Genomic DNA, 26623 nt, shown 5'->3' on the forward strand with positions numbered 1-26623 from the left:
TCTAAAGGGAATCCGATATCCATGTTACCACTTGTATCCACCACCTTGTTCCTGCCCCTGGCCGGCGCCGCCCTGATCCTGGTCCTGCCACGACCCTCGGCACGGACCGTGCACGGTATCGGCATTGCCACCGCCTTCCTGACCCTGGCCTTCGCCGTTGCCATGTGGCTGCGGGGTGTTGATGGCCCGGGTTTTTCCCAGGTCGAGGAACTGCAGTGGATTCCGGCCATCGGTGCCGCCTACCGGGTGGGGGTCGACGGCATCAGCCTGCCGCTGGTGTTGCTGAGCGCCGTACTGTTCATGATCGCGTTCATCTACGCGTCGTCGCTTCGCGAACGTCCGCGCGCCTACGTGGCCCTTGCGCTGCTTCTGGAGACTGCGGCAATTGGTACGTTTACGGCTCTGGACGGGATTTTGTTCTACGTGTTCTTCGAGGTTTCCCTGGTCTCGATGTACTTCATGATCGCCGATTGGGGGCATGAGGACCGGCAGCGCGCAGCCATGATGTTCTTTATCTACACGCTGCTTGGCAGTCTGCCGTTGCTACTCGCCATCCTGGGGCTTTACCTGGGCAGCCCTGATCCGACCTTCGACATGCGAGCCTGGATTGAGAATCCGCCATTGGCAGGAGCGGCGGCCATGTGGGCATTGGTGGCCATGCTGATCACCTTTGCGGTAAAGATCCCCGCGGTGCCGCTGCATACCTGGTTGCCCGCCGCCCACGTGCAGGCGCCGACCGTCGGCAGTGTTATCCTGGCCGGCATCATGCTGAAGTTCGGCACTTACGGATTGGTCCGCTTTGCCCTGCAAATGACCCCCGATGCTTTCCGTGAAGCGGGGGTCGTTGTTCTGATCTTCGGTGTCGTCAGCGCGCTCTACGGGGCTTTTGCCGCCCTGGCTCAGAGCGACCTCAAGCGCCTGGTTGCCTACACCTCAGTTAATCACATGGGCTATGTAATCGTCGGCGTTGCCGTGGCCGCTCTGACACTCGATCCCTCGGTGCGCGCCGTCGCGCTGGATGGGGCTGTGTTGCAGATGTTCAGTCACGGCCTGGTCACCGGTGCGCTGTTCTTGCTGGTGGGGATGATTCAGGACCGCGCCCACACCCGCGACATGGGGGAGTTCGGCGGTTTGCTCAAGACGGTTCCTATGCTTGGCTGGTCATTTGTATTGGCGGCCTTTGCGTCCCTGGGCCTGCCGGGGCTGGCGCATTTTCCGGCTGAATTCCAGATCTTTCTCGCCACCTTGAGTGCCGCGCCCGTGGCCATTATTGTGATTCTGGGTATTGCCATTATCGCCGCCGTTTTTCTCAAGGCGCTGCGCGAAACCTTTCTGGGTGAGCCCCTGCAGCGCTGGCGGGCCATGCCGGATCTGAGCGTGCGGGAATGGCTTGCCGTGGGGCCACTGCTGGTGCTTACCGTTGTCACCGGCGTCGCGCCGTCCTGGGTACTGGATATCATTCACCGGACCACATCGGCACTGGTGCTGTAATGGGCCGTGATCTCGCATTATTAACCCCCGAAATTGTCGCCCTGTTAACAGCGGTCGGCGCGCTGTTCGCGGAAATGCTGCGCCGGCCACGAATCGCGCTGGCGGTCTCCGTCATCGGCCTGCTCGCCGCCACGGGGCTGACCGTGCGACTGATTGGTGCGGATACAACAGTGTTTGGCGGCAGCTTCCGGATCGACGAGCTGAGCGTCTGGGCCAAACTCATTCTGCTGCCGGCCACCGTACTCTCCATGCTGCTGGCGCGGGTGGATGTGCGAGGCACGGTGCGGGAGGGTACTTTCTACACCCTGCTGTGTTTTGCCACCCTCGGCGCCCTGGTGCTGGCCGGCGCGGGCGATTCGATGTTCCTGGTGCTGGGCACACTGATGACCGGCCTGGCCACTTTCGCCCTGGTCGCCTATCCGGATACCGACCCGGCCACCGAAGCCGCCATGAAATACTTTGTGTTCGCCTCGGTTACCGGTGCCATCATGATTTTCGGCCTGAGCTACTGGTTCGCTGCCGGTGGCTCCACGCTGCTTGCTGATCTGCGGGCAACGGATGCCATGCCGGTGGCGGTGATTATCGGTCTGGTGGCAGTCATTATCGGGCTTGGTTACAAGGCATCGCTGGTGCCGTTTCATTTCTGGGCGCCGGACGCCTACGAGGGCGGGCCGCTGTCGATAGCGGCTTACCTGTCCGTGGTGCCCAAGATCGGGGCTCTGTTCGCACTCGCTCAGGTGGTTCGCGGTCTGCCCCCGGAAAGTGGTTGGACTGCCGTCATCGCGGGTCTGGCCGTTCTGACCATGACCTACGGCTATCTCGCCGCGCTGGTGCAGGATAACGTCATCCGGCTGCTGGCCTACTCGTCGATTGCCCAGTCTGGCTATTTTCTGCTGGGCATCGTCGCGGTGGGCTCGAGCAAACTCGCGCTGACATCAGTTATCCTGTTCGCCGCCGCCTACGCGGCCATGAACCTGGGCGCTTTTGCCGTTACCGCCGCAACCGGGCGCACTCTGAACGATTTTGGCGGGCTGGGCCGGGCAAAGCCGGTGACCGGAATCGCGATGGTGGTTTTCCTGCTGTCGCTGGTAGGTATTCCGCCTCTCGCCGGCTTCGTTGGCAAGTTCCTGCTCTTCGCCGCCGCCATCGATGTCCAGTTCACCTGGCTGGCGGTGGTGGCGATTGCCAACAGTGTGCTTTCACTAGCGGTATACCTGCGCATCGTCGTACCCATGTACCAGCAGGCGGCGACGGAATTCGCGCCATTGGGCAGAAGTCTTGGCACGGTGGTAGTGACCACCTTTGCCGCCACACTGATCATCGGCCTGGCGGCCCAGTTCTTTCTTGCGGGACTGGTGGAGTGGCCGGCCTAGTGCCCCGCCCGGCGACGCTGGCCATCGTGCCGGCCATGAGCACACCGCTGGCGTCCATTTTCGGCAGTGGCTTCCTGGTAATCGTACCGGTACTGGCCAGTAGTGTGGGGCCGTATTCGTTATGGGCGATGCTGGCGGTGGCTTTTGTCGCTTTTCACACCGGTGCCGTCGTGCGCCATAACATTCTGTGTGCTGAACCGGTGCTGGCAGCGGGCAGTCAACGTCTGACGCTCACGCTCGAACGACTGTCGGATGGGGCGCTGGTCCTGGCTTATATTGTGTCCGTGTGCCTCTACATTCATATCCTGAGCGCCTTCGTGCTCGGGGCTTTCGGACTGGATTCGGGCTTCAACAAGAGCCTGTTTACCACGCTGGTGATCGGCGTGATTACTGCAATTGGCATCATGGGTGGCTTGAGACCGTTGGAGCGGATGGAGCGGTGGGCTCTGTATGTGACCATCCTGGTGCTCGCTGTGCTGTTGGCCGCCTTCGCCCTGCGTGACATCAGCGACTTTCTGGACACCGGACGCTTTGTGCTGCCATCCATGCCGCAACGTTCCGGCTGGGAAATGGTGACCATGGTGGCCGGTACCCTGATCGTGGTGCAGGGCTTCGAAACGCCGCGCTATCTCGGCCAGAGTTTTGATACCTGGACGCGGATCCACGCCTCGCGCTGGTCGCAATATGTATCTCTCACGGTCTACGTGGCATTCGTCGCCGTGGTCTTGCCCCTGGTGCCAATTCTGGACGGGCAATACGCAGACAACAGCCTGATTCAACTGGTTGCCTCGGTCTCGGTACTTCTTTCGGCGCCGCTTATCCTCGCCGCCGGCCTGTCGCAGTTCTCCGCTGCCGTTGCGGACACCCTGGCGGCTGCGGCGAACCTGGAGGAAGTGACGCGGCGGCGCCTCACCCAGCGTTGGGGTTACCTGCTGGTAGGCGGTGCGGCTATGGCGCTGGCCTGGTCCGGTTCCACCTTTACGGTGATCGCGCTGGCGTCACGCGCCTTCGCCCTATACTACCTGTTGCAATGTCTGGTGGCCCTGACGGTGTGCCGCAACCGGCGTGAGCGGGTACGTTTCTTCCTGGTTGCGCTGGCACTCATTTTTGTCCTCCTTTTTGCGGTGCCGGCCGGTTGATTCAATCATCAGAAAAATGAAGAGGTCGGGGCCTTCGGCCCGTAGGCACAGGAGAGATGGGGAATCAGGTTTCGAGTACTCGCTCAAGTTCCAGCACGGCTTGGGTATGACTTGCTACGCTCATTCTGGAAAGGTTTTGCAGTTTCCAGCGCACGGCTGGTAAGTGTTCGATGTCTGTGACATCGAGTAGAGACCAATCGGGGGTGCCGTGCTTGAATGTGAGTAGGAACTTTCGGTCCCTCTCTGTCAGTGAGGAGTTAATCAGTTCGATAAGGTTACCCCGAGTTTCTTCTAAATCACGGAGGGAAACTTCTTCTTGCGCCATGCTTCGAAATTCGCCCTCATACAATCCGGAAATGTCCTTGAGCCGCGGACGCAGCAACTCTGATATAGGCCGGTTGTGGCTAATCAGGTAGACCAGTAGGGCTTGCCTCAGGTTATGATCAAATCCTTCAGTATCCAGTAATAGTTTGACGTCAAACAAATCCCTGGGATGTTGCCGGTCAAGAGCTGCGCATATCTTTCCAGCGAAGAGATCTGCGAAATGGACGACTTGAATTTCGGCGTATCCGAAATCCTCTTCCACGCCCTCATTGACGGCCATTACAGCTGATGGATAAACCGTTCCTCGCAATACTGGTGAAAGCTCGATTTTAATCTGGGCATTGCCGGTGCTTACAGTGAGGCGCAATGCATCCTGTTTTACTTGAAACGACTCCACAACTTTGGCGCCCCCTATTCCTGACCGAATGGAGTCGGCTAGTTCTGAAAGGGTCTGACGGATCGTGTCCAGCGCCTCCTTGCGTTCCATCATAGGAAGGAAGACCAGATCAATGTCCACGGAGAGTCGGGGGAAATTTCGAACAAACAAGTTGATGGCAGTGCCACCCTTGAGAGCGAAGCATTGGTACTCGGCCACGAAGGGTATGAGTCGCAGTAATAATTTAACCTGTTGGGTGTATTGCTCTCGTTTATCCATGTTCATCGTCCTCGTGCATCCCTTTTGGGACTGTTATAGCCCATCGAGTGCTAAGCCTGCCTTGCTCGGCTAAGACCCTCTTGCCGGATCCGAGGTCATATGCGCTGGGGTCAAGGCGTTTAAACCAGGCATGGTCGTTTCGCTCAGCCAGCCAAAGAAATAGTCTTTTTACTTTGATGCTTCGGCAGGATCGCAGGAGAACATCGATCTTTCGTGGTGATAGATTCGATAGTCCCTGCATTAGCGCATCAGCATGCTCAAAGCTGACTGCTGAGGGCACGTTGACCAGAACCTCCAAAAAGGCTTTCTCTGGACATGAATACGTTACTGGAGGGAGCTTATCCAGCCAGTGATATTCCCGAGTAAACCTGGCATCTGTCATTACTGATTCGCACCAGAGTCGGACTGTGCTGTGATGCTCGAGGTGGACGTCGATAGGGATTCTCCCAAGCCATCCGGGTAGCGGAGATCCGGAATAGAGTTGGATCCGAGTCTCTGCGCTCACTGACAAAAAATGAGTTAAGCCGGCGAGGTCCAAAGCAGCTAATCCGCCAACATGGATGGGCTTCTCTGACATTCTTTGGAGCGATGCGACAATTCCCGGCCAGTTTATGGATTGGCCATATAGGGTGTACACACCTGTTGCCAAGGGGATCAATGTCTGGCTACGTATTGCATTGTCCAGGAAATGCAGACTTAGCCCCTGGTGGCGCAACCACTGCTTGGTGGCCACCATGGAAAGGGGGAGCAGATCTTGAAGTTTCTTGCGGGCTTCTTTGTTGAGCATGGTTTACTAATTCCCGATTGCACGGCAATTATTGACGTAAATTTCATGCTACCGAAACTATTTTAATATTCAATGTTTATTGAAAAAGAAATCCACGCCGATTATTGACGTGAAATATTGAATAGGTAAACCGCATGGTGATACCTGGTCTCATCATAGGGTCTGGACACCGGCGCTAAATGAAGGCGTCTCAGATTCGACAACGTGGCAGTGCCGATCATTGACCGGGTCATCCACCATTCACACATCTTTATGCTGGGAGGGGAAAGCTATCGGCTAAAGCAGAAAACCACAAACTAGACTATGAAAGGTGGGTCAATTTTATTGGCCAAAGGTGGGTCAAAATAAATGGCCATTGACAGCAGCGGCACACAATGTATGTCACCGAACACGACCAGTAGCCCGTTGTCAAAGATAAAATATCGGGACGGTGAGATTCTCAACCAAGGCGGAACAAAGCTGATAGTTCAGACCGGAGGAAGCAACATCATGACCCTGGAGTCACCTTATTTTGGTGGAGGGAGCTATCAGTTTTTTCGAGATGACGATCTAGAAAAAGCGGCCATTGAATGCCAGGAAGCTATGGCTAACCTGGATGCCACAATTCAGTAAGCGGGTTAATGGGTTCATGCATACGACTGTGCGCCTAATAGGGCCAGCAATTGCTGATGTCTATGACATCCGTGGAAGCATTATGCTCTTAGCGCAGGCGAACTCAAATGATCTCTCCAGCTCAGCGGCTGCCATTTGGATTTAAAATTGCATTACCCGAGCTATCGCAAGTTCTAGCATCTGGTCGCTGAACAGGCGGAGCTTGCGTTCAGACGACTGTTCTCCGGCAGGCCAGTTTGCCAGTCCATTTTTTATGCTTTCCATTGTTGGCTCGCATCCTTCCCGTTGAATGAGCCAGTCCACGGTCGCTAACACTTCCATGCCCAAAGGTGACTGGAATCCATCAATGAGGGCGGACACTTTATCCAGGGCTGGAACGAAGGGGGCGGCTTCCGCAGATTTGAGATAGACCGCCACCTTTTGTTTTCGTGACTGATCGAACCAAATGACATCCTCTGGTTTCGCATCGCCTAGCTTCTTTTCACACTGCAGGTAGCTTCCGTCCAGTGTATCCAATAAATGATGCAGCCTATGCGCATAGGGGCCATACCGGTTGGCTTGAAAGCGGAGATCCATAGGGTCTTTCAATCCAGACATGGTGATTGCCCGTTCCATGAACCAGGCCAGTTTCTGAATCTCCAACAGTGAGCATTCGATACCGAGCACCCAGTAGCGCCGTACAAGCTCAGAAATTAATGCTCGTGGGGGTGTCAACTTCTCAACGCCAGTCCTGCGAGCAACGTTCTGGTATTCGCTTGTTGGTTCATATACGACGATGTGCACATCGCTCAGATCTCCAAGTGCCTCTTCGACCATTGGCTTCACGGTTGACCAATTGAGGCCCCCATTGCCGCTTCCTAGGGGAGGGATGGCAATAGACTTAATGTTATTCTCCACGATCACCTGCCGCAGATCTTTAAGCCCCTCAGCAATCCACCCAGGCTTGGACGCCGAGCGCCAGTGCTGCTTGGTCGGAAAGTTAATGATCCATTTAGGTCCCATCAGGTCCGATTGCTGAGTGACGAACATCCTTCCGGTCTGCACTGTCTCGGACTTGCAAGCTTGAGCGTAGGCTTTGAAGTTCTCGGGAAAGGCTTCTTTGAACATGAGCGCAATGCCTTTACCCATGATGCCCACCGTATTGACAGTGTTCACCAGGGCATCGACGTCTGCCTCAAGTAGGTTGCCTTTCGTGTATTCAATCATCGGAAAAACCAGGTTGGTCTGCTGTAAACGCTTAAATCAAGCTGCCGATCATCGACCAGCGCCTGAACCTCGTCTTTTGTTAAGTCATTGTAGGCTACTATGCCGAGAAGAGCATCCACCGGCAGATGACGATGGACGAGTGCCTCTGCTTGATACAGCTCTGATTTCTCAGGATCTTCAGGGTCTTTTTTGAAATCACGAGCTTGCAGCAAGTCCCAGCGAACCATTGTCGCCAGATCTTCTTTTCGATTGCTAAAGGCTGCATTAATGAGTCGAGCATGGCGGTCGGTAAACAGGAAAGGGATACCTGCTTCGTCAACTTTCGGTATTGAGCTCACGAGTATTACGATATCCGATTTAGAGCGCTTCTGGACATTTCTACCCGTTACGATATTGAGCAGCATGGGGGAGTAGGGCGTGAAATAAAACGGGATGTAGTCTGAAAGCACGCCACCTGGATCAATAGGAACCTCATGTATACTGCGGTCCTGAATGAGATCCTGGTTGCCGATGGTAATAAAGTTACCATCTTGTAGTTCACTCGAACTGCAATGCAGCCCATGATCTAGAAGCCACGGTACGTTCTTCCGGTGAGTGATTCGGAAGATCAGCGCCTTATCCGGGTGTAAGCTTTGCTCAAATCCCATGGGCTCGCTTGGTTATCTGATGGTTGAAGTTGGGAGAGCCACACAACCTCGATGACAGAAGTTTTTGCCGGACTCAGGTGAGAGGATATTGCACTCTAGCGAGGTTGCGTTCAAGAAGAGAGGTTTGGCCAACATTTTGGCATGGACACCTCGCTACAGCGGCGGCCCCTTTTGCCGTCTATGCAGGGCCACCACCGTCCACAGTGTTTCTGAAAAAATTAAAGGCCCCAGCCTCTGGATGGACCGTATTTCATATCACGTTCGATTTGTTTTTCTTGCAACCAATCGTGAATCTCGGAATCAATCCAGCCTACGGATTTGCCCCCAAGGGGAATAGGCCTGGGAAATGTTCCTGCGTCGGCGTACTTATATATAGTCGATCGCGCCAGCCCAGTTTTTTCCATTACGTCAGCCAGTCTCAGTACTCTCATGACATTACTCCTCTCACTCATAGTATTTACGGTGTGGCCCGCGCCAGAGAACGGGATTTTGAAGAACCAGGGCGAGAGGATTTCGGGCGGTCGGTTGAGCGGTTTCCGACAAAAGGGATGGTTGAGAGGCACCTGAAACGGTGACCGAGTGGTGACGAGATTTTAAGGGTTTGAGAAACGGTGACCAAACGGTGACGAGAAAGGCTGTTTTCCAGAAACAACAAAGCCCGGATCTTTCGATGCCGGGCCAAGTTTCTGATAAATCTGGTCGGGACGGTAGGATTTGAACCTACGACCCCCTGCACCCCATGCAGGTGCGCTACCAAGCTGCGCTACGCCCCGATTCGCTGTTGGCCAGAGAAGAAAACTTAAGAGTATTCTCAGTGGCTTAGCGGGAGCGAAGTCTACACGAGCCCATGGGAAAAATAAACAGCCTTGGGCGATTTTGATGTTCGATTTTTAGCGCAGCTTGGTCTCCCGGAGTTTCAGGATGAATTCGGGCGGTTCAAAGGTATCGGGGCGGGCGAATTCCCAGTACTTGTCGAACACGGTCAGGCCGGTTTTGCCTTCCAGCAGAGCTCCGGGTTCCAGGAAATGGAAGAGATCCATATAGGAATTAACCTCGGTTTTCGAAATTCGCCGCACAACATGCTCCGGACCGAGTTCCGATGGGTGTCTGAGGCCGGAAGCTTCCAGCAGGTTCTGCAGGGCGTCCAGGGTATTCTTATGGTAATTGTAGACCCGCTGGCTCTTATGCTCCACATCAAGCTTGTTGCCACGCCTGGGGTCCTGGGTGGCAACGCCGCTGGGGCAGCGCCCGGTGTGGCAATTGAGTGCCTGGATACAGCCCAGGGAAAACATGTAGCCCCGTGCCGCGTTGCACCAGTCGGCGCCGAGGGCGAGGGTGCGGGCAATATTGAACGCGGAGGTGATTTTGCCCGCCGCACCAACGGCAATGTCGTCCCGAAGGTTTGTGCCCACAAGGGTGTTGTGGACTAGCAGCAGAGCCTCCGTCATTGGCGTTCCCAGCCGGTTGATGAACTCCAGAGGCGCCGCGCCTGTTCCACCTTCGCCGCCATCGACCACGATAAAATCGGGTTTTCTGTCGGTCTCCAGCATGGCTTTGACGATGGCAAACCATTCCCAGGTATGGCCGATGGCCAGCTTGAATCCAACGGGTTTTCCGCCCGACAACTCCCGCAACCGGTCAATGAATTCCAGCAACCCCACGGGCGTTGAGAAGGCGGAGTGGCTGGCCGGGGATATGCAGTCCTCGCCGACCGCCACGCCCCGGGCTTCCGCAATTTCGGGAGTTACCTTGGCGCCCGGCAGAATGCCTCCGTGGCCGGGCTTTGCGCCCTGGGATAGTTTGACCTCTATCATTTTCACCTGTTCCAGGGTGGCACTTTCCCGAAACATGTCCTCATTGAATGAGCCGTCTTTATGGCGACATCCGAAATAGCCGGAGCCGATTTCCCAGACCAGGTCGCCGCCGGGTTGCCGATGGTACCGGGAGATCGAACCTTCGCCGGTGTCGTGATAGAAGCGGCCCATCCGGGCGCCGGTATTCAGGCTCAGGATGGCGTTGGCCGACAATGACCCGAAACTCATGGCCGAGATGTTGAAGACGCTGGCGCTGTACGGCTTCTCGCAGTTCTTTCCGATCAGAATCCGGAAGTCGCTGTCGGTCAGGCGGGTTGGGGCGAGGGAATGGTTCATCCATTCAAAGCCTTCGTTGTACATGTCCAGCTGGGAGCCGTAAGGGCGTTTATCGAGAACGTTTTTGGCCCGTTGGTAGACCACGGAGCGCTGTTCCCGGGAGAAAGGTCGTTCTTCGGTATCCGACTGAATAAAATATTGCCGGATTTCCGGGCCGGCGGCCTCAAGCAGATACCGGAAATTGGCCATGATCGGGTAGTTCCGGCTAACCGTATGTTTCCGCTGTAACAGATCGTAGGTCCCAAGAGCGGCGAAGGCGCCAAAAATCACCGGGAGCAGATAACCCGTACCGAGCATCAACTCCATAAGCAGGGAGCCGATAAAGCCGGCAATGCTCAGGACATAGACAGTATATCGAAGCGGAAAGGTTTTGGTCTTTTCCATGTATTTCCTCAGTAAGTCCGGGAAGTTCTGGGCCTGCGTATCGGAACATAAGTATACCGATACGTGCACTGATCGCTAACCGATCAGTTTAAGGCATGGCTGGCCCGCTCAGGATGATGGTCTATGCTTATGGCTGGTGTGGAAAACCGCTGGGCTTTTGATGTTTTGAACTCAAAACATTATCATGACGCGCTTGTAACGTTTGAATTCCGATTCTGAATAAAAGACTTATCAACCCAGGAGGCGCCAAACCGTGGGCGACGTAGTTAAAGACGAATATCAGACGGATTACGTGGCTGGCCAGGATAATATCACTTCATTCGGGCTGGATCTTCATGCGCCGGTATTTCCGATCACGGCGATACTGGTGGTGTTGTTTGTAGTAGGAACCCTGATGTTCCCCGGCCAGGCCAAAGAACTGCTGGACGGTGCAAAATGGGACATTATTGCGACCTTTGACTGGTTTTTCCTGATCAGCGCCAACATTTTTGTGGTGGTGTGTCTGGCTTTGATTGTGATGCCCGTAGGCAAGATCCGCCTGGGTGGCATGGATGCAAAGCCGGAGTTCTCCACACTGTCCTGGTTTTCCATGCTGTTTGCCGCGGGTATGGGTATCGGTCTGATGTTCTGGGCAGTGGCCGAGCCTGTGGCCTACTACACGGGCTGGTATGAGACCCCGTTCAACGTTGAAGCCAACTCCCCGGAAGCCGCGAATCTGGCCATGGGGGCTACCATGTACCACTGGGGACTTCACCCTTGGGCCATTTACGCGATTGTAGCGCTTTCCCTGGCGTTCTTTTCGTTCAACAAGAACATGCCTCTGACCATTCGTTCAGCTTTCTTCCCTCTTCTTAAGGACAGGGTCTGGGGCTGGCCGGGACACATCATTGATATCCTGGCCGTTGTTGCGACTATCTTTGGTCTGGCCACATCCCTTGGTTTCGGTGCCCAGCAAGCCTCTGCGGGGTTCGACTATCTGTTCGATACCGGAAGCGGCACCAACGTTCAGATGGCAATCATCGTGGGTGTCACGGCTCTTGCTCTGATTTCCGTGCTTCGTGGTCTTGACGGCGGTGTGAAGGTGCTGAGTAACATCAACATGGGCCTTGCCGGCATTCTGCTGTTCTTTATCATCTTCGCCGGCCCGACAATGACAATACTGGAAACCCTCTGGGTAACCTCCTCAAGCTACGTTGGCAATGTGCTTCCGCTGAGCAACCCGTTCGGCCGTGAAGACGAAGCCTGGTTCCAGGGCTGGACTGTCTTCTATTGGGCATGGTGGATTTCCTGGTCGCCGTTCGTAGGCATGTTCATCGCGCGTGTGTCCAAAGGGCGTACAGTTCGCGAGTTCATAACAGCTGTTCTGATCGTACCGACTGTGATTACCGTCGTCTGGATGAGCGCCTTCGGTGGTTCTGCCCTGGAGCAGATCCAGCAAGGAATTGGTGCCCTGGCTGAGAATGGCCTGACCGATGTATCACTGGCCATGTTCCAGATGTTCGCCAATCTGCCGCTGACCGGAACTATCTCGTTCGTGGGTATCGTTCTGGTACTGGTGTTCTTCGTGACATCGTCTGACTCCGGTTCGCTGGTCATCGACAGCATCACCGCCGGTGGCAAGACTGACGCTCCTACTGCCCAGCGTGTCTTCTGGGTTGTGGCGGAAGGCGCCATTGCTGCCGCTCTGATTTTTGGTGGCGGTGAAGATGCGCTTGGCGCCATTCAGGCAACCGCGATCAGCGCGGGCCTGCCATTCACCGCGATCCTGCTGATCATGACCTGGGGTCTGCTGAAGGGTCTGAGCCATGAGCGTAAGCTTCTGATTGCCCGAGGCGAAATGACGTGAATGTCGGCTGAAATGAAAAAACCGGGGTTTCGGCCCCGGTTTTTTTTGCGCCTGGATGAAGGGTTCAGAGACTGGCAAAGCTCTCCATGGCGTGGCTGGCCCGCTCTCTGGGAGTGAAATGTGGCCGCTTGAGGCCCTCAATCGCCCGCAGACGAGGCAACAGGCCCCGACCGTTCGCCATCTGAATCGCCAACCCCGGCCGGGCGTTGAGTTCGAGCAACAACGGGCCCTTGTTGGCATCGACAACCAGATCAACACCCATGTAGCCCAGCCCTGTTGCTTCATAGCAACGAGAGGCCATTTCGAGCATCTCGTCCCAGGCCTCAATGTTGATATTTTCCAGCGCCAGGCCCGTGTCCGGGTGGAGGGTAATCGGGCGGTTGAACTGAACGGCATTCAGGCTTCTTCCGGACCCAATATCAAGGCCAACGCCCACAGCGCCCTGGTGCAGGTTGGCCTTGCCGTCTGATGCGGTAGTGGCCAGTCTGAGCATGGCCATCACCGGATAGCCCCGGAAAACGATAATCCGGATATCCGGCACACCCTGGTGAGAATATTTGGCGAGAGAAGGCGCTGATTCCACCAGGCTTTCGACAATGGCAACATCCGGTGTGCCAGCCAGTGAATAGAGGCCGGCGAGGATATTGGTCAGGTGGCGTTCCAGAAAGGGAGAGTCTACCCGGGAGCCCGACGCCTTGATGTATTCCTCGCCGTCGCGACCGGTAATAACGGTGATGCCCTTGCCACCGGACCCCTTGGCCGGTTTGATGGCGAATCCCGCAAGCCCCTGGGCCATTTCCCGGAACCGGGAGATCTCATGTTGCTGGCGAACAACCTGAAGAAGTTCCGGGGTTTTAACGCCGTATTCGGCAACCACCAGCTTGGTCTTCAGTTTGTTGTCCACCAAGGGGTAAGAGGAGCGCTCATTGTACCGAGCGATGTAATCCACATTGCGCCGGTTCATATTGAGCATGCCCATCCGTTTAAGCGCTCGCGGCGATATCCAGTCCATGTCAGTCGTAGACCTTCATTGGCGTGAAGCGCTTCAGCTCGCTCAGCTTGTAGCCGGTGTACTGTCCCATCAGCAGGATCAGTCCGAGGATAACCAGGTGCAATTCCGGAAAGTTGAAGGTGAGGTGACCGGCAAGAGGAGTGCTCATAAGCAGGTAGGCGCAGATGGCCACGAACAGGCTGCCGGCACCCTGAATCATGACCTCATGGGCACCTTCCTCTTCCCAGAGGATAGACATGCGCTCAATGGTCCAGGCAATAATCACCATCGGGAAAAAAGTGACCGTCATCCCGGTGTTGAAGCCCATCTGATAGCCGATGATGCTCAACCCGGCGGTTATGAAAATCACCAGGATGATCAGTGCGGATATCCGGGAGACCAGTAGCAGGTTCAGGCTGGACAGGTAGCCCCGCATTAACAGGCCAATGGCGACCACCGATAAAAACGCAATCAGACCCGGGATAAGGGTTGTCTGTACGAAAGCCACGGCAATCAGCACCGGCATAAAGGTGCCAGATGTGCGAATGCCGATCACGATCCGCATGAAGGCCACCGTGAGCGCTCCCAGTGGTAACAGCAGAAGCATCCTGAACATGCTCTGTTCTTCAATGGGCAGTTCGTAAAAGCTCAGGAATCCGAGGCCATTGGATGCCGACTGCATGGTGGCAAGTTGCAGGGCCGGAACGGTTTGCCGGAGCATGGAGAAGCTCACTTCAGAGTTTTCTCCGCCGACAACATCAAGCAAAGAGGCCGAACCCTGTCGCCAGAGCAGCAGGTCCTCGGGAACACCCTGTTCGGCGGTTTTTGGGTTGAAAGTGAGCCACTGCTTACCATTATAAATCTGCAGGTAGGGCATCAGCTGTTGCCGGCGGCGGGCATCTTCAAGCCGTAATCCGTCGGCAATTCTGGCCGCGATGCCGGCGTGGTTGAGCATGTCGACCAGCAGGTCCAGATAGTTTTCTTCCGCGATCAGCAGTGTCGTATTCTGTGTGCGGGTGTCCGGTTGCATCAGTCGGATGAGCTCCCGGGTCATGCTTTCCGGAGTGCTGGAGCGGGCCTTCGCCTGTTCGAGAATCTCCTGCACTGCTGTTGCCTGAGGCTCCTCCCAGAATACATTCCGGGTCTTGGGCTCCCGGCCGGGAATCGCCGGCTGAGCTGTGGGGTCCGGAACAAACTGTGCTTTGAAATACAGGGTCTGGGGCCCGGCGACGTTGCGTTTGCTCCACTCCGCACGGCGGCTGCCGGAGCTGTTGATGATCGAGAAGCCGTAGCCAGGCGACGCTGCCTGTTCGGTCAGAATCCGGAAACCCGGAGGCTGCTCCGGAACATTGAGGCTCGCAAGCACGGAGGCATCACCGGCGTCGAAATCGATTCTGGCCTCAACCATCCAGACCGGCCGCTGCTCGCCGGTGAGCCATGGGATGCCAAGTTCCATGTGCCTCCAGACGGCAAGCGAAATACCCGCGGCGATCAGGAGAAAGACGGCGATGTAAAATGGCAGGCGCGAGCGGGTGGTCACGATCCGTCCCCGTTGCCGTTGCGGAGTGATTCAGGCAATTCGGTCGCATACTCCTTGCCGACGTCGATCAGCATGACGTCGCGCAGGATGTTTCGGCCAATCAGTACTTCGTAGGTCAGATTCGTCCGGTCCGCGAGGGTGAATTCGGCCACCTGCTGGTGGTCGCCAATAGTGAACTGCAGCTCAACCACAACTCTTCGTTCCGCTTCTTCCGCGCTGGCCTGTATGACACGGACCCGGCGGGATATTTCTTTTTCGAGGGTGATGAATTCCTCGGTACCCGGAACCGGAACATCAAAGCGCACCCAGTTGCTGCCATCACGTTCAAAGCGCGTGATGTTCCTGGCGTCAATGGACGAGGTTTCCGCGCCACTGTCGATCCGGGCCTTATAGATCAGCCCTGGCCCGGCGAGATAGAAGTTCTCTACTTCGCCCACGATGACTTTTCCCTTGAGGCGGTCTGCGCGGCCCTTCGAAGTGTCTTTAGCCGGGCACGCCGTCTGCGCGGGTATGGGAGGGCATTCGGGCTTTTCCACCCGGGTGGCGATGGCGTTCAGTATGGTGTCGGTAGCCGCGCGGTTCTGTTCAATCACCTGCTGGTGCCGAACGGAGGCGTTGTTCTCCATGGTAACCAGGGTGGCGCGCTGGCTTTTTACGGATGCCCCGAGCTCATTCAGATCGGTCTTGGGAACCATAAAATAACGGTCTGCCGAGCATCCCGTGAGCAGGAGGAGCCCTGCAAGAGCAGTAACGGGAAGTTTTGGCAGACCAGCCCGGAAACGTTTGAAAGCCATGAAAAACCCCTGAGCCGGCAGCCTGTCACGCCCGGAATCTGGCAGCTGTGACGGTCTGTGCATGTAAATCCAAGTAAATACGGAGGGGGAGTATACAACATCCGAACTGTGTGGTTGATTTACAGATGGTTAAGGGCGCGCGGTGTTCACCGCGACAGCAGATGTCCTTCACCCAGCACCGTCTCTGATCGGAGATATTCCTGAATGATTGGCGAACAATTCAGGTAGAAAAGCAGCAGCTCCCGTTGCACGTCCTGGTCCTGAATCCGCGCGGCAAAGCTGATCAGTTCCCGGATTCCCTCATCGCTGTCATTTCGGTTTGAGGGCATTCCGAAACTCTTGCCATAGCGGGATTTTAGCACATTGGTCAGGCGTTCGAGGTGAAACTCGCCGGTGTGAGTGATGTGGGGCAGGATTCCGGGCTCATCCCCGCCGCCAGAAGGACCGTTGCCAAAAAAACTCCCGCGGCTCTCTTGCGTGGAGCAGTCCGTCTGCAGAAAATCCGCCCCCAGTTTTCGCCACAGTTCTTTCAGCATGATCGATTATCCGTTTCTGATCGGGTTCCTGTCCGGTGTGCGATTAATAAAAGGAAATAACCGCACAGGCAAAGAACATTTTAACCTTTTAGACGATATTACGACGGGCGTCCAGAGATAGATTCCATAGCTTTGCAATATTGCTAAACAGTCGTGGTCCTCTTTTTGGGCTGCCATTCCGGGTGGCGGCGTCCCGGGCAAAAGGTTCGCGTCCTGAGGTAGACTGTCTTGCAGTTTCGACAACAGTGATCGTTCGATCGATCAGTGATTTTCAAGGGGAGTGCTGTGTAGTGCATGAAGCCATCACGGAATTGATGTTGTCCCGGACTGATCTGATGGCCGGGTTGATGGTTGTGTTTTTCATTTCAGCAATTGTGCTGGCAGGCCTGCTGGCTAAATCCGCAGCGGAAAAGCGGAGAGTTACTCGGGATGCCAATGAACTGGAAGCGGCCAAGGCTGTTCTCGAAAAGCAATTGAATGATACCGAACACGATCAGGCCATGGGCGCTCAGCGCGCCGAACAGCTTGAATATGCTGTGGCTGAACAGCGAGAAAAGAATGCACGCATGGAGCGCGATATCGAGCGTTGGCGGCAGCGGGCCGCGGGCCTGGAGAACCGGGTGGCGGCGCTGGAATCGGACCTGGAAGGGCGAAAGCAGAGAATCGGACAGCTGGAAGGCGAGCGCCAGAGTCTGCAGGCAAAAGCGGAGGACCTCAGCCGGGAACTGGGCGAGGCCCGTGTTGCCCTTCGGGAGCAGGAGGTAACGCTCGACAAGGAACGCCGGTCAACCACCGAGAAACTCGAACTGCTGGAGCGTAACCGGGACGCTTTGAAGCAGGAGTTCGAAAACCTCGCCAACAAGATTTTTGAGCAAAAAAGCGAACGGTTCAGCCAGCAGACCCGCACCAGTCTGGATACCCTTCTGAATCCGTTCCGTGACCAGCTGCAGGATTTCCGGAAGCGGGTTGAAGACGTTTACACCACGGAAACCCGGGATCGCCAGGCCCTGCGTAGTGAGATCAAATCACTTCAGGATCTGAATCGCCAGATTACCGAGGAAGCCTCCAATCTCACCCGGGCACTGAAGGGGGACAAGAAAATTCAGGGCAACTGGGGCGAGTTGATCCTGGAGCGGGTACTGGAAAAGTCCGGTTTGAGAAAAGGTGTTGAATACGATACCCAGGGCAGCTACCGGGATGGAGACAACCAGCTGTACCGGCCGGATGTCATCGTTCACCTGCCGGACCGTCGGAACCTGATTGTTGATTCCAAGGTCTCACTGCTGGCCTACCAGAGGTGGGTGACCGAGGAAGAGGATTCCGGGGCAGGAGACGAAGCCCTCAAACAACACATTGACGCGGTAAGGAACCATATCCAGACCCTCAGCGAAAAAGATTACAGTCAGCTCCACGGCCTGCATTCGCCGGATTTCGTGCTGCTGTTCATGCCTATTGAACCGGCGTTTGTGGCAGCATTCCAGCAGGACGAGAACCTTTTCGCAGAAGCCTTTGAGCGAAAGATTATTGTGGTGACACCTACCACATTACTGGCAACACTGAGAACCATTGAAAACATCTGGCGGTACGAGCGCCAGAGCCAGAATGCCAGGCGCATTGCCGAGCGGGCCGGCGCGGTGTATGACAAACTACGGGTGTTTGTGGAGGCAATGGAGCGGCTGGGCAGCCAACTGCATACCGCCCAGGGAACCTATGATTCGGCCATGAATAACCTGACCCGGGGCCGTGGTAATCTGATTTCCCAGGCGAACCGCTTTGTTGAGCTTGGCGTTCGGGTTAAAAAGGAATTGCCGAAAGCGATCATGGACCAGGCCGAAGTGGACGACGGAGAGGAATCCGAAATCGCTGATGACAATGATCTGCCTGATACTGAAGAGCAGACGATTGGTGCAGACAACCAGCAGGAGTAAATGCCATGGCAGTATTGTTTGGAACAGGTCGCCAGTTGGCGCGTGGAGCCGTCCTTGCATCTGTGCTTCTGGCCGGACAGGCGCTGGCGCTGGCGCCAGAGCACGAAACCCGCAGGCTCATGCTGGCAACGGAAGAAGCCGTGGTGGCGGAGAAATGGGGTGAGGCCGCCGAGTACCTGAACCGGTTGCAGCAACTGGAAGGGGAAAAACCGGTCGATTATTACTTTTTCCGTGGCCGGGTGATGTTGCAGTCATCCCATCTCAACGAGGCCCAGTCGGCCCTGGAGACCTATGTGACCCGCGCCGGTGCCAAGGGTGCCCATTATCAGGAGTCCCTGAAGCTGATTACCGATATTGAAAAGGCGAGAAAGGAAAGTGCCCTTGCACCTCAGGGCGCCGGTGAGCCGGAGAGGGTTGCGGTAATCGAGCCGGCAGGGGACAGCCGGGTAGCATCCCTGCGAAAGCTCTACCTTGCGGATTCGGACCGGGAGGCGCTCACCCTGCACATCAACAGCCTGCTGGAGCTTTCCGGCTGGCGGCGTGATCAGACGGTGGTCAGGCTTGACCGGCCGGCTGAGGTGGAATATCGCCTGAGCAGCCAGGGTAGCGAAATCCAGATTCAGGAAATCAGGCGTGGTGACGACGGGCGGGTCAGGCGAAGCACCGAGCCGATGTCGGTTTTTGGCATAAATCCGAGAGTGGAATGGCGCTGTGAACCAGCGACCTCAACCTGCTGGGTATACGACCCCAGGGATGGTTCCCGGCTGTTCCAGCTTGCCTTGAACCGGGATCAGGCTCAGGAGATTGCAGACACTCTGGGGCACCTTATCCGTACCGTTCAGGCACCATCGGATTCCTGATTCAGCCCGACAGGTTACCGCGCTCACCCTCCCGGTAGGCGCCCGGCGTTACCCCGGTCCACTTCTTGAAGGCCCGGTGGAAGGTTGAGGGCTCGGTGAATCCGACCTTGGCGGCGATGTCGTTAATGGGCAGCTCCTGCCGGCTCAGGTAGTAAATTGCCATGTCCCGGCGCAACAGATCCTTGATCTCCTGGAACGAAGTATTCTCCTGCTTCAGGCGGCGCCGGAGCGTTTGCGGGCTGGTGTGCAGCTCTGCGGCGATCCATTCAAAATCCGGCAGCGGTTTTGAGAAATCCCGGCCAATAAGCGCCCGGATTCGTCCGGTAAACGTGTTGCTCTCATCCGGCCGGGACAACAGATCCGCCGGAGAGGTTTTCAGGAACTGCCGCATTTCCGGCTTGTCCCGGATTACCGGGGCAGACAGGAAGCGCTTGTCGAAAGTGAGGGCGGTTTTATCCGACTCGAATGCCAGTGGGCAATGAAAAATATGCCGGTATTCATCCCCATGCGCTGGCCGGGGATAATCAAACTCGGCCTTCTCCAGTTCAATTGGTTGTCCGATCAGCCAGCTGCCGAGCCGATGCCAGATCACCAGGATGCTCTCCCGCAGGAAAAAACAGGGATCGTGGATTTCGCCCTCAATCCGGGTAACCAACTGCGCCTTGTCCTCGCCGATTTCCAGTTCCATCGCTACCATGGGCTCAAACAGACGGGAAAACCGGAAGGCCTGGCGGTACACCGATTCCAGGTTCGGGCAGTCCATGACCAGCGCGCACATGGTTGCAAACGTTCCGGTCCGGGCCCGTCTCGGGCCAAGCCCCATGAACTCGTCGCCCATCCGGTTCCACAGCACCTGCATCAGATGGCTGAACTGGTCACTGCTTACCCTGGCCATCTCAATACGCAGCAGATCCGGAGAAATACCGGCCTCCCGGAGCATTTCTCGGGTATCAAAACCAAGCGTTTCGGCGCCCACCAGGGCGGCCTGAACAAAGTGCCTTGAAACCGTCAGATCGGACATCACGCTCGCCATTCCATGAAAACGAGACCCATCATAAAACCCCCGTGGAACAATGCAACCGAAGCCGGACCAACCGGATGGAAGAAACCGCCAATTGGAATGACCGAAGCAGTAGTTGGCCTCACCGGCAAAACCGGGCAGCATGATGGGGATAACAACGAGTGGAGAAACCACTCTCACAACAAAAGGAGATCATCATGGCCGGTCCACTGACCTCACTCAAAGTCCTCGACTTCAGCACTTTATTGCCTGGCCCCTATGCCACCATGTTGCTGGCGGATATGGGCGCGGATGTGTTGCGTGTCGAGGCGCCGGACAGGGTGGACCTGATCCGGGTAATGCCTCCCCATGATGCCGGAGTGAGCACCGCTCACGGCTTTTTGAACCGTGGCAAGAAGTCACTGACGCTTAACCTGAAGGAAGAGGGCAGTGCAGACAAGGTGCTGGAGCTGGTAAAAGACTTTGACATCGTGATCGAGCAATTCCGGCCCGGGGTGATGGGCCGCCTTGGCATTGGGTATGAAGCCCTCAAAGCCGTCAACCCGAGCCTCATCTACTGCTCCATTACCGGCTATGGCCAGACCGGCCCATACAAGGACCGTGCGGGCCATGACATCAATTATCTTTCCCTGGCCGGCGTCAGCAGCCACTGTGGCCGAGCGGACAGCGGTCCGCCCCCGATGGGAATACAGATTGCCGATGTTGCCGGCGGCTCTCACCATGCTGTGATGGGTATTCTGGCGGCGGTGATACACCGACAGCAAACCGGAGAGGGGCAGTTCGTTGATGTCAGCATGACCGATGCCGCCTTTGCCCTGAATGCCATGTCCGGCGCCGCCTGCCTGGCGGGTGGACAAGAGCAGAAACCGGAGAGCTCACTGCTCAATGGTGGCTCCTTCTACGATTATTACCAAACCAGTGACGGCCGCTGGCTATCGGTCGGCAGTCTGGAACCGCAGTTCTCCGCACGCCTGTGCGACACCCTGGGGATTGCCGACCTGAAAAGCGACGCCCTGAGCCAGAAACCCGAACATCGGCAACGGCTCAAAGCCGCCCTGAAAGAAAGGGTTGCCTCGAAAACCCTGGCCGAGTGGCAGGAGATTTTTGCGGGTCAGGATGCCTGCGTGGAGCCGGTTCTGACAATCTCCGAGGCCGCTGAGCATCCGCAGCTTAAGGCAAGGGAGATGGTGATTGGTGTGGACCGGGGTGACGGCACCCAACAGAGGCAGATCGGGTTTCCCATCAAGTTCGAGAAAACGCCATCGGAAACGTCCCGGATTGGCAAAATGCCTGGGGCTGATAACGAACAATTCCTGTAACTATTCAGTCGGTTTCATTTAAAACGTTCTGATCATTATCTGGTGGCGCCGTCATGAAGGCCGGCATACGCCCCTCGAACAGGGACATCAGCGCATCGGAGGCCGTCAGCTTCTGCTTGCGCGCCGTGGACAGATAGCTGCGCACTCGGCAGAAGATCTCCGCGCCTTCGATTGAACGGAAGCCGCCGGATACTTTCTGCTGCACCTTGAGCATACGGATATCCCGCTCACCCTGGTTGTTGGTGAAGGGTACCGCCGGATCATCCAGGAAGCGCAGCACATCCGCTTCGTAATCGCGCAGCCGCTCCAGCAGGTTGCGGGCCTTTGAGCGTTTGAGTCGGCCGCGTTTGCCCTGTCGCTGGCTTTCATCCGGCGCCGGGCATGGGGTGACAGCCAGGTCAGGTCGTCATTGGAGGCACAATGCAGCCAGTGGCGCTTGCCGCCAATATTGATGCTGGTTTCATCGGCGTGGATCCGATCCGACTCGGCCAGACGATCTTTGACCCAAACCTCGAAGCCGGCAGCCCGGTCGCCGGCTTCCCGATTGAAGTTGAACAGCGACCCCGCGCTCAGGGGAATGCCGACCTGATCTTCGAAGTACTCGCGAATGCGATCGTAGGGCAGCAGTTGATACTGCGACAGATAGACCGCATGCGCCTTCAGTCCGGGACCGTACTGCACCGGACGCTCGACGCCGGCTGGAAATGGCGCCACGATGCGCCGGCCCTGGGCGTTTTCCAAAATCTCGGCCTGGTACTCGGTGACAAAGCGACTGATGTCGAGGTCGATGACCTGGCGCTTTTCGTGGCCCACCAGACGGAACGAACTGCCCTTGGGTAGGGTGCGCCGATCCAGCTTCACGGTCTGGATCGCATCCGGATCCTCCACCGGTTGCAGCGTCTTGCCGATACGGCCCGGCTGTCCGCCCGGCTTGCGCTTGCTTTTGGGCCGGCTCTTCTTGAGTCGGTTGGGATCCTGGCAGGGGGGCTTGCTGCTGTTGGCACTGTTGGTGTTGATCCGACCGGTCAGAATCTGGATCAGCACCATCAGCAGCTCGATTGCCGCCCGCAGCGATGGCGAGACCGAGACCGAGGAGTCGCTCTGGAGCTGTTGCTTGACGCCCGCCAAGGCGGCGTCAACATCGATGTTGCTGATTTTCATGAACCTGAGTACCGTCGAGTGATGGGCTATTATCGCACGACTTTTTCAGGCTGGATTTTTCCTCCTGAGGGCCGTTTTGAACGATCTTTTCGTTGCCGGCACGCTCGATGTATGGCAGCTCAAGACCGCAATGAAGGAAGAACAGGGGGGTTGAGCGCGATGTTACGGCAATGGGGCGAGTGTGGGTGAAGTTCTGCAAAACCGGGCAAAAACCCTGTCAAGAACTTTTTTCTGAGAATGAGCTGAATAGTTACACCGACTGAATAGTTACCTTGAGAGCAAGGTTAGTAGCTGGTGATATTAATGCAATAGTATTAACGGAACCATGTACTAGTTCATAAAAAAGGGCCGGTGGGTTTTTCCACCGGCCCTCTTGCTCACCCAGCCTGGCCAAGCTAGATCCACTTTAGGTGAACGGCTTGCGCCGGAGCGGGGCTTTCGGTTTCCACACTTTTTACTGATCTACCACAGAGCGCAGGCTGTCCTCCGCTGGATCTACTGCGTCGGTGCTCATCACTGATGCGACATCGCCATCTGTCGCGATGATGCTCAGAGTTTGAACAACCATCTGGGTGAAGACTGCTGTTTCGTCATCGTCAGCCGGTAGCACAGGTGTGCTGTGAACGCCCTTGTTCCAGAATTTCACAAACGCCGGGAGCTCCACTGGGTCGGCGGCCGTGTTGCTCGAATTGAGCGCGTTGGCCTCCGCAAGTGCCGCAAGCGGCTCACTGCCGGACAGCGGCGCGAGCGAACCGTTCAGGCTCAGCGGAATGGAGCCGCCAGGCGTTTCGAACGATGTGTCTTCGACGAGAGTATTGCGACCGTTGTTGATGACCACGGAGTCATCGTTTATCTGCGAGAACAGGACATTGTCCAGCAGCTCGGCATGATTTATCGGATCGACGGTATCAATCGTAGCCTGGAGCACATTCAGGAAGGTCTGGAGGTTCGCGTCATCCTGGGTCAGCCCTGATTTTGCCTTGAGGCCCCCAAGGATCTCTGGGCCGAAGCTTGGGGAGTTTTCAAGCATGCGGACCGTACCGGCAACCGGCGTGAGCAGGTTAGCCCCCTTCAGCTCAAGCGACGGGGTCAGAGGAGTCACGCTGGAGTTGGCTGCGGCCACAAAGGCTCCGCCGTTCAGTGTTCCGAGTGAGTGGCCTACAAAGTAGACATTTGTCGCGTCGAACGCTGGAGCGATGTCCTGGATTGATGCCCTTACGGTCATCAGATCCACGGCACCCTGCCGAAGGATATCCCGCCCGTTCATGAAGTTCTGAAGGTTGATGAACAGATCGCCGGAGGCGCCCTGGGCATTCGTCGGATCAAAGTTCATGGGGATGACCTGGCCCAGGGCATTTGTGCCATAACCGAAGTGGCGCTCGGTGGCTCCCTCTGGGTTAAGGCCCTGGCCCTTAAACCGTGGCGCAATGCCGGCAATCTGACTGCCAGCGTTGCCAACGGTATCAACCAGCAGGGGCGCCTGAGCGGTCAATGCTGTTTTCAGGTTGGCCGGAAGCGCCGAACCGTTTACTGCTGTAACAAAAGCAGTGTTATCTGATGCCAAAGCTGACTCAACCAGAGGGGCAACCAAACCTGGAACCAATGTCCCCTCGGGAAGGCTATTCTGACTCTCGATCGCTGTCAGGATTACACCGGCTGTACTTGTGATGCTGTCCAGGGGGCCAGCGTCCGGATCATCTGTGGTTAGGGGGATCGGGCTCACCCCGTGGAACGGCTGGTCAATGGCGACAACCGCGACACCCTGAGCGGCAAGAGCGCTGCCAAAGGTCAGTGCAGCAGTGCGGTCAGTGGTAATGCCGTGCTGGTAGATGACAACCGGAATCTGCGGAGGGGTTGCGGAAGTTGGATCGAAGGGCAGATCGGGAGTGCCGTCGCTGTTTGAATCCAGAGCCTTCGGGTACATCACCAACATGGGTACACTGACATCACCTTTCTTTTCGGGGAAGGGGAATATCCAGTTTACGATGTCGGAACTTTCTTCGCCGTCTTTGCCCTGTGGTAGCACAAGATCAAGGCCTGCGGCTTTGAGGAAACCATTCAGCTGGACGGCAAGTGTGCTGTCGGCCTTCCAGAAGCTCCCAGTGAGGATGTCTTTGTCCGCTGAAAGACTTCCTGTGGGGAGGCCCAGATAGTACGGGAGGGTAATTGAGCCCTGAACGACATTAACGTTGTCAGAGCCGGTGATAGAGCCCAGCAGGGCCGATAACTGCGGGGCGCTCTCGGCTGTAGTGAAATCGGCAACAATGCCATCTTCGCCAGCGGAGCTCGGCGAGGGCAGGTTGATTCCGGACTGAGCAAGAGAACCTTTGATCAGGGTGCCGACACAGAAGGATTGGCTTTCTACAGGAACCATACCGACGTCCGGTACCGGAATCTGATAGGGCTCTGAGTCACAGGATGCCAGGGCAGGGTTCCCAAGAACTGCGGATATCTCCGCCTGATCAACTGCTTCCTGCAGGTCAACAAAACCAAAAGGCTGCTGGCTATTCGGTGCCAGGGCTGCCTGGAAATCGGCAGGCGTTATGGTACTGTCGCCATCCCTGTCGGCAAGGATGAAGTCTGCCGGGGTAATTGCGCCATCGCTATCCCTGTCAAAGTCCGCAACCGTGACAGCGTCATCGTCGTTGAGATCAAATGCGCTTCCTGGAGCAACGTTGTTTTCGGGATCCTGCTGGTTGGCGAAGAAAAGTGCCGCACCGGTAACCTTTTTGGTGACTCGAAGCTTTGCTGCGGCAAGGACCTGATCGCCGGCCCAGAAAGCAGGGTTAGCCATGTATTTCAGCACCTGCTCATCGTTTGAGGTGGTGAAACTGTAGGTAAGTGCAATATCGTCGGTCCCAACACCGGGTGCGGCAGGATTAAATGTCTTCTGGAAACCGGTTACTACGTTGGTTGCAATCGGCTCCCATAAGGAGTTTATCAAGGTTCTTACGCTCTTCAGAGCGCTGGCGCCAAGTACTTCGGTTTCGTCCTTGATATTTGCATAGGCTGGGGAGTTAGTGATCTGCTCTCCATCAGCGTCAAGGATGTTGTTAAGCACGACAGCCACGTAGCGTTTATTCGGGTTGAGGGGCTTGGTGGGGATGATCCTGATGAAATCAGTCGGGCCCAGGCGCGAGTCGTTCAGCTCCTTGACCTTCACTTCAAAGTCCAGGAAAGGTGCCGCGGTTGGCTTTTCGCTGGCCTGAAGCGCCTGCAAAGGTGCTCCGCTGGCATATTCCAGCTCGACAAGGAAAACATTCTGCGCGAGCACACGCTGGACCAGCTGTGGATCAGTTGAGCCTTTTAGCAGTGCTGCGATGGCCTGCAAATCCGGGCCCTTCAACGACGTTGCTTCAATGCGTCCGCTCATTTTGATGTCAATCGGCGCAACGGTGGATGCGCCGCTGAGGTTGTTAAGCGCAGTCGTAACAGGTGGGCTGGTGTCGGCAACTTCAAACGTGCCGTCACCAACTGAACCAAAAATCAGATCGTTGGGAACTGGCAGATCTGATACGGCCGGGAAAGGATCAAAAACGGGCCACACCTTGCCCTCAAACTGAGCCAGGAATTCCGCTTGTGCGTCAGACTGCGAAATATTGTAGTCCGGATTGGCATTCGCCCCCGTATTGCCGCCCTCAAGGCAGCCTGTAAGTCCAACGGAAGACGCCACGGCAAGACTTATTAGAGTTTTCTTGAACATGGGTGGAACCTTTTCCTGTTGTTGTGTCGTTATGTTCGGCAGCTGACGGGGCCGGTCTGATCCGGTAAGCCCGTTGTCAGTGGCCTGTTCTGCTTAAACGGTTGTTCTGAAATTGTAGCCAGCGCTGTAAGCCAATTTCTGTATCTATGACTATAG

21 protein-coding genes, 1 tRNA gene and 1 pseudogene are annotated in these 26623 nt (G+C 56.3%); 9 read left to right on the forward strand and 14 right to left on the reverse strand.

Annotation, left to right across the window (positions count from 1 at the left end):
- The first annotated feature begins 21 nt into the window (after positions 1 to 21).
- Genes NLK58_RS19910 through NLK58_RS19920 form a run of 3 tightly spaced genes read left to right on the forward strand, consistent with a single transcriptional unit; the run spans position 22 to position 4003 of the window.
- Entirely contained in the window at positions 22 to 1491 is a 1470-nt protein-coding gene (locus NLK58_RS19910) for an NADH-quinone oxidoreductase subunit M (RefSeq protein WP_341581579.1), read from the forward strand.
- Positions 1491 to 2864, forward strand: coding sequence for an NADH-quinone oxidoreductase subunit N (locus NLK58_RS19915; RefSeq protein ID WP_341581580.1), 1374 nt, complete (start codon positions 1491 to 1493; stop codon positions 2862 to 2864). The genes NLK58_RS19910 and NLK58_RS19915 overlap by 1 nt, the downstream gene beginning before the upstream one ends.
- Entirely contained in the window at positions 2852 to 4003 is a 1152-nt protein-coding gene (locus NLK58_RS19920) for a hypothetical protein (protein ID WP_341581581.1), read from the forward strand. The genes NLK58_RS19915 and NLK58_RS19920 overlap by 13 nt, the downstream gene beginning before the upstream one ends.
- A 64-nt stretch (positions 4004 to 4067) precedes the next feature.
- Here the strand turns inward: NLK58_RS19920 and NLK58_RS19925 are convergent, their stop codons facing one another.
- Both NLK58_RS19925 and NLK58_RS19930 read right to left on the reverse strand, forming a co-directional pair.
- Positions 4068 to 4982, reverse strand: a complete 915-nt coding sequence (locus NLK58_RS19925) for a nucleotidyl transferase AbiEii/AbiGii toxin family protein (protein ID WP_303284840.1) — start codon at positions 4980 to 4982, stop codon at positions 4068 to 4070.
- The gene (locus tag NLK58_RS19930; protein ID WP_303284838.1) at positions 4975 to 5769 is read right to left on the reverse strand and encodes a type IV toxin-antitoxin system AbiEi family antitoxin; all 795 of its coding nucleotides are present in this window, start codon (positions 5767 to 5769) and stop codon (positions 4975 to 4977) included. The genes NLK58_RS19925 and NLK58_RS19930 overlap by 8 nt, the downstream gene beginning before the upstream one ends.
- A 210-nt stretch (positions 5770 to 5979) precedes the next feature.
- Here NLK58_RS19930 and NLK58_RS19935 point away from each other — a divergent pair, with 210 nt between their 5' ends.
- Positions 5980 to 6069: an ATP-binding protein gene (locus NLK58_RS19935; protein WP_341582831.1), complete on the forward strand. Its 90-nt coding sequence runs from the start codon at positions 5980 to 5982 to the stop codon at positions 6067 to 6069.
- Between the two features lie 48 nt (positions 6070 to 6117).
- Positions 6118 to 6381: a hypothetical protein gene (locus NLK58_RS19940; protein ID WP_341581582.1), complete on the forward strand. Its 264-nt coding sequence runs from the start codon at positions 6118 to 6120 to the stop codon at positions 6379 to 6381.
- A gap of 141 nt (positions 6382 to 6522) precedes the next feature.
- On the opposite strand, the gene NLK58_RS19945 is transcribed toward NLK58_RS19940, so the two are convergent.
- The 5 genes from NLK58_RS19945 to NLK58_RS19965 all read right to left on the reverse strand — a co-directional run bounded on the left by NLK58_RS19945 (position 6523) and on the right by NLK58_RS19965 (position 10768).
- Entirely contained in the window at positions 6523 to 7587 is a 1065-nt protein-coding gene (locus NLK58_RS19945; protein ID WP_341581583.1) for a macro domain-containing protein, read from the reverse strand.
- Positions 7584 to 8234, reverse strand: a complete 651-nt coding sequence (locus tag NLK58_RS19950; RefSeq protein WP_341581584.1) for a DUF4433 domain-containing protein — start codon at positions 8232 to 8234, stop codon at positions 7584 to 7586. Before NLK58_RS19950 ends, NLK58_RS19945 begins: the two co-directional genes overlap by 4 nt.
- A gap of 218 nt (positions 8235 to 8452) precedes the next feature.
- Positions 8453 to 8665 carry an AlpA family transcriptional regulator gene (locus tag NLK58_RS19955; RefSeq protein ID WP_341581585.1) on the reverse strand — a complete coding sequence of 71 codons (213 nt, stop codon included), beginning with the start codon at positions 8663 to 8665 and terminating at the stop codon, positions 8453 to 8455.
- A 265-nt stretch (positions 8666 to 8930) separates the two neighbouring features.
- A tRNA-Pro gene (locus NLK58_RS19960) sits at positions 8931 to 9007 on the reverse strand.
- Between the two features lie 117 nt (positions 9008 to 9124).
- A complete protein-coding gene (locus tag NLK58_RS19965) occupies positions 9125 to 10768 on the reverse strand; it encodes an FMN-binding glutamate synthase family protein (RefSeq protein WP_117620031.1) in 1644 nt (547 codons plus the stop codon).
- 253 nt (positions 10769 to 11021) lie between these two features.
- Here NLK58_RS19965 and NLK58_RS19970 point away from each other — a divergent pair, with 253 nt between their 5' ends.
- Positions 11022 to 12614 carry a BCCT family transporter gene (locus tag NLK58_RS19970; protein ID WP_341581586.1) on the forward strand — a complete coding sequence of 531 codons (1593 nt, stop codon included), beginning with the start codon at positions 11022 to 11024 and terminating at the stop codon, positions 12612 to 12614.
- A 64-nt stretch (positions 12615 to 12678) separates the two neighbouring features.
- Here the strand turns inward: NLK58_RS19970 and NLK58_RS19975 are convergent, their stop codons facing one another.
- The 4 genes from NLK58_RS19975 to NLK58_RS19990 form a co-directional block, all read right to left on the reverse strand.
- A complete protein-coding gene (locus tag NLK58_RS19975) occupies positions 12679 to 13626 on the reverse strand; it encodes an alpha-L-glutamate ligase-like protein (RefSeq protein ID WP_341581587.1) in 948 nt (315 codons plus the stop codon).
- Position 13627: 1 nt separating this feature from the next.
- A complete protein-coding gene (locus NLK58_RS19980) occupies positions 13628 to 15145 on the reverse strand; it encodes an inactive transglutaminase family protein (protein WP_117620034.1) in 1518 nt (505 codons plus the stop codon).
- Positions 15142 to 15939: a RimK/LysX family protein gene (locus tag NLK58_RS19985; protein WP_341581588.1), complete on the reverse strand. Its 798-nt coding sequence runs from the start codon at positions 15937 to 15939 to the stop codon at positions 15142 to 15144. Before NLK58_RS19985 ends, NLK58_RS19980 begins: the two co-directional genes overlap by 4 nt.
- A 146-nt stretch (positions 15940 to 16085) precedes the next feature.
- Positions 16086 to 16475, reverse strand: coding sequence for a hypothetical protein (locus NLK58_RS19990; protein ID WP_341581589.1), 390 nt, complete (start codon positions 16473 to 16475; stop codon positions 16086 to 16088).
- Positions 16476 to 16789: 314 nt separating this feature from the next.
- On the opposite strand from NLK58_RS19990, the gene rmuC reads away from it, so the two are divergent.
- Together rmuC and NLK58_RS20000 are read left to right on the forward strand one after the other, a co-directional pair.
- The gene (gene rmuC / locus NLK58_RS19995) at positions 16790 to 18403 is read left to right on the forward strand and encodes a DNA recombination protein RmuC (RefSeq protein WP_376788099.1); all 1614 of its coding nucleotides are present in this window, start codon (positions 16790 to 16792) and stop codon (positions 18401 to 18403) included.
- A 5-nt stretch (positions 18404 to 18408) separates the two neighbouring features.
- Positions 18409 to 19263: a hypothetical protein gene (locus NLK58_RS20000; protein ID WP_117620037.1), complete on the forward strand. Its 855-nt coding sequence runs from the start codon at positions 18409 to 18411 to the stop codon at positions 19261 to 19263.
- A 1-nt stretch (position 19264) separates the two neighbouring features.
- Here the strand turns inward: NLK58_RS20000 and NLK58_RS20005 are convergent, their stop codons facing one another.
- Complete coding sequence (locus NLK58_RS20005) at positions 19265 to 20284, reverse strand: AraC family transcriptional regulator (protein WP_117620038.1); 1020 nt, start codon at positions 20282 to 20284, stop codon at positions 19265 to 19267.
- A gap of 197 nt (positions 20285 to 20481) precedes the next feature.
- On the opposite strand from NLK58_RS20005, the gene NLK58_RS20010 reads away from it, so the two are divergent.
- Entirely contained in the window at positions 20482 to 21603 is a 1122-nt protein-coding gene (locus NLK58_RS20010; protein ID WP_341581590.1) for a CaiB/BaiF CoA-transferase family protein, read from the forward strand.
- A 4-nt stretch (positions 21604 to 21607) separates the two neighbouring features.
- Here the strand turns inward: NLK58_RS20010 and NLK58_RS20015 are convergent.
- Positions 21608 to 22764, reverse strand: a pseudogene (locus NLK58_RS20015) (transposase).
- Between the two features lie 454 nt (positions 22765 to 23218).
- Complete coding sequence (locus NLK58_RS20020) at positions 23219 to 26467, reverse strand: hypothetical protein (protein WP_341581591.1); 3249 nt, start codon at positions 26465 to 26467, stop codon at positions 23219 to 23221.
- Positions 26468 to 26623 lie beyond the last annotated feature (156 nt).

It is taken from the genome of Marinobacter metalliresistant, assembly GCF_038098645.1.
In the GTDB taxonomy this organism is placed as follows: domain Bacteria; phylum Pseudomonadota; class Gammaproteobacteria; order Pseudomonadales; family Oleiphilaceae; genus Marinobacter; species Marinobacter metalliresistant.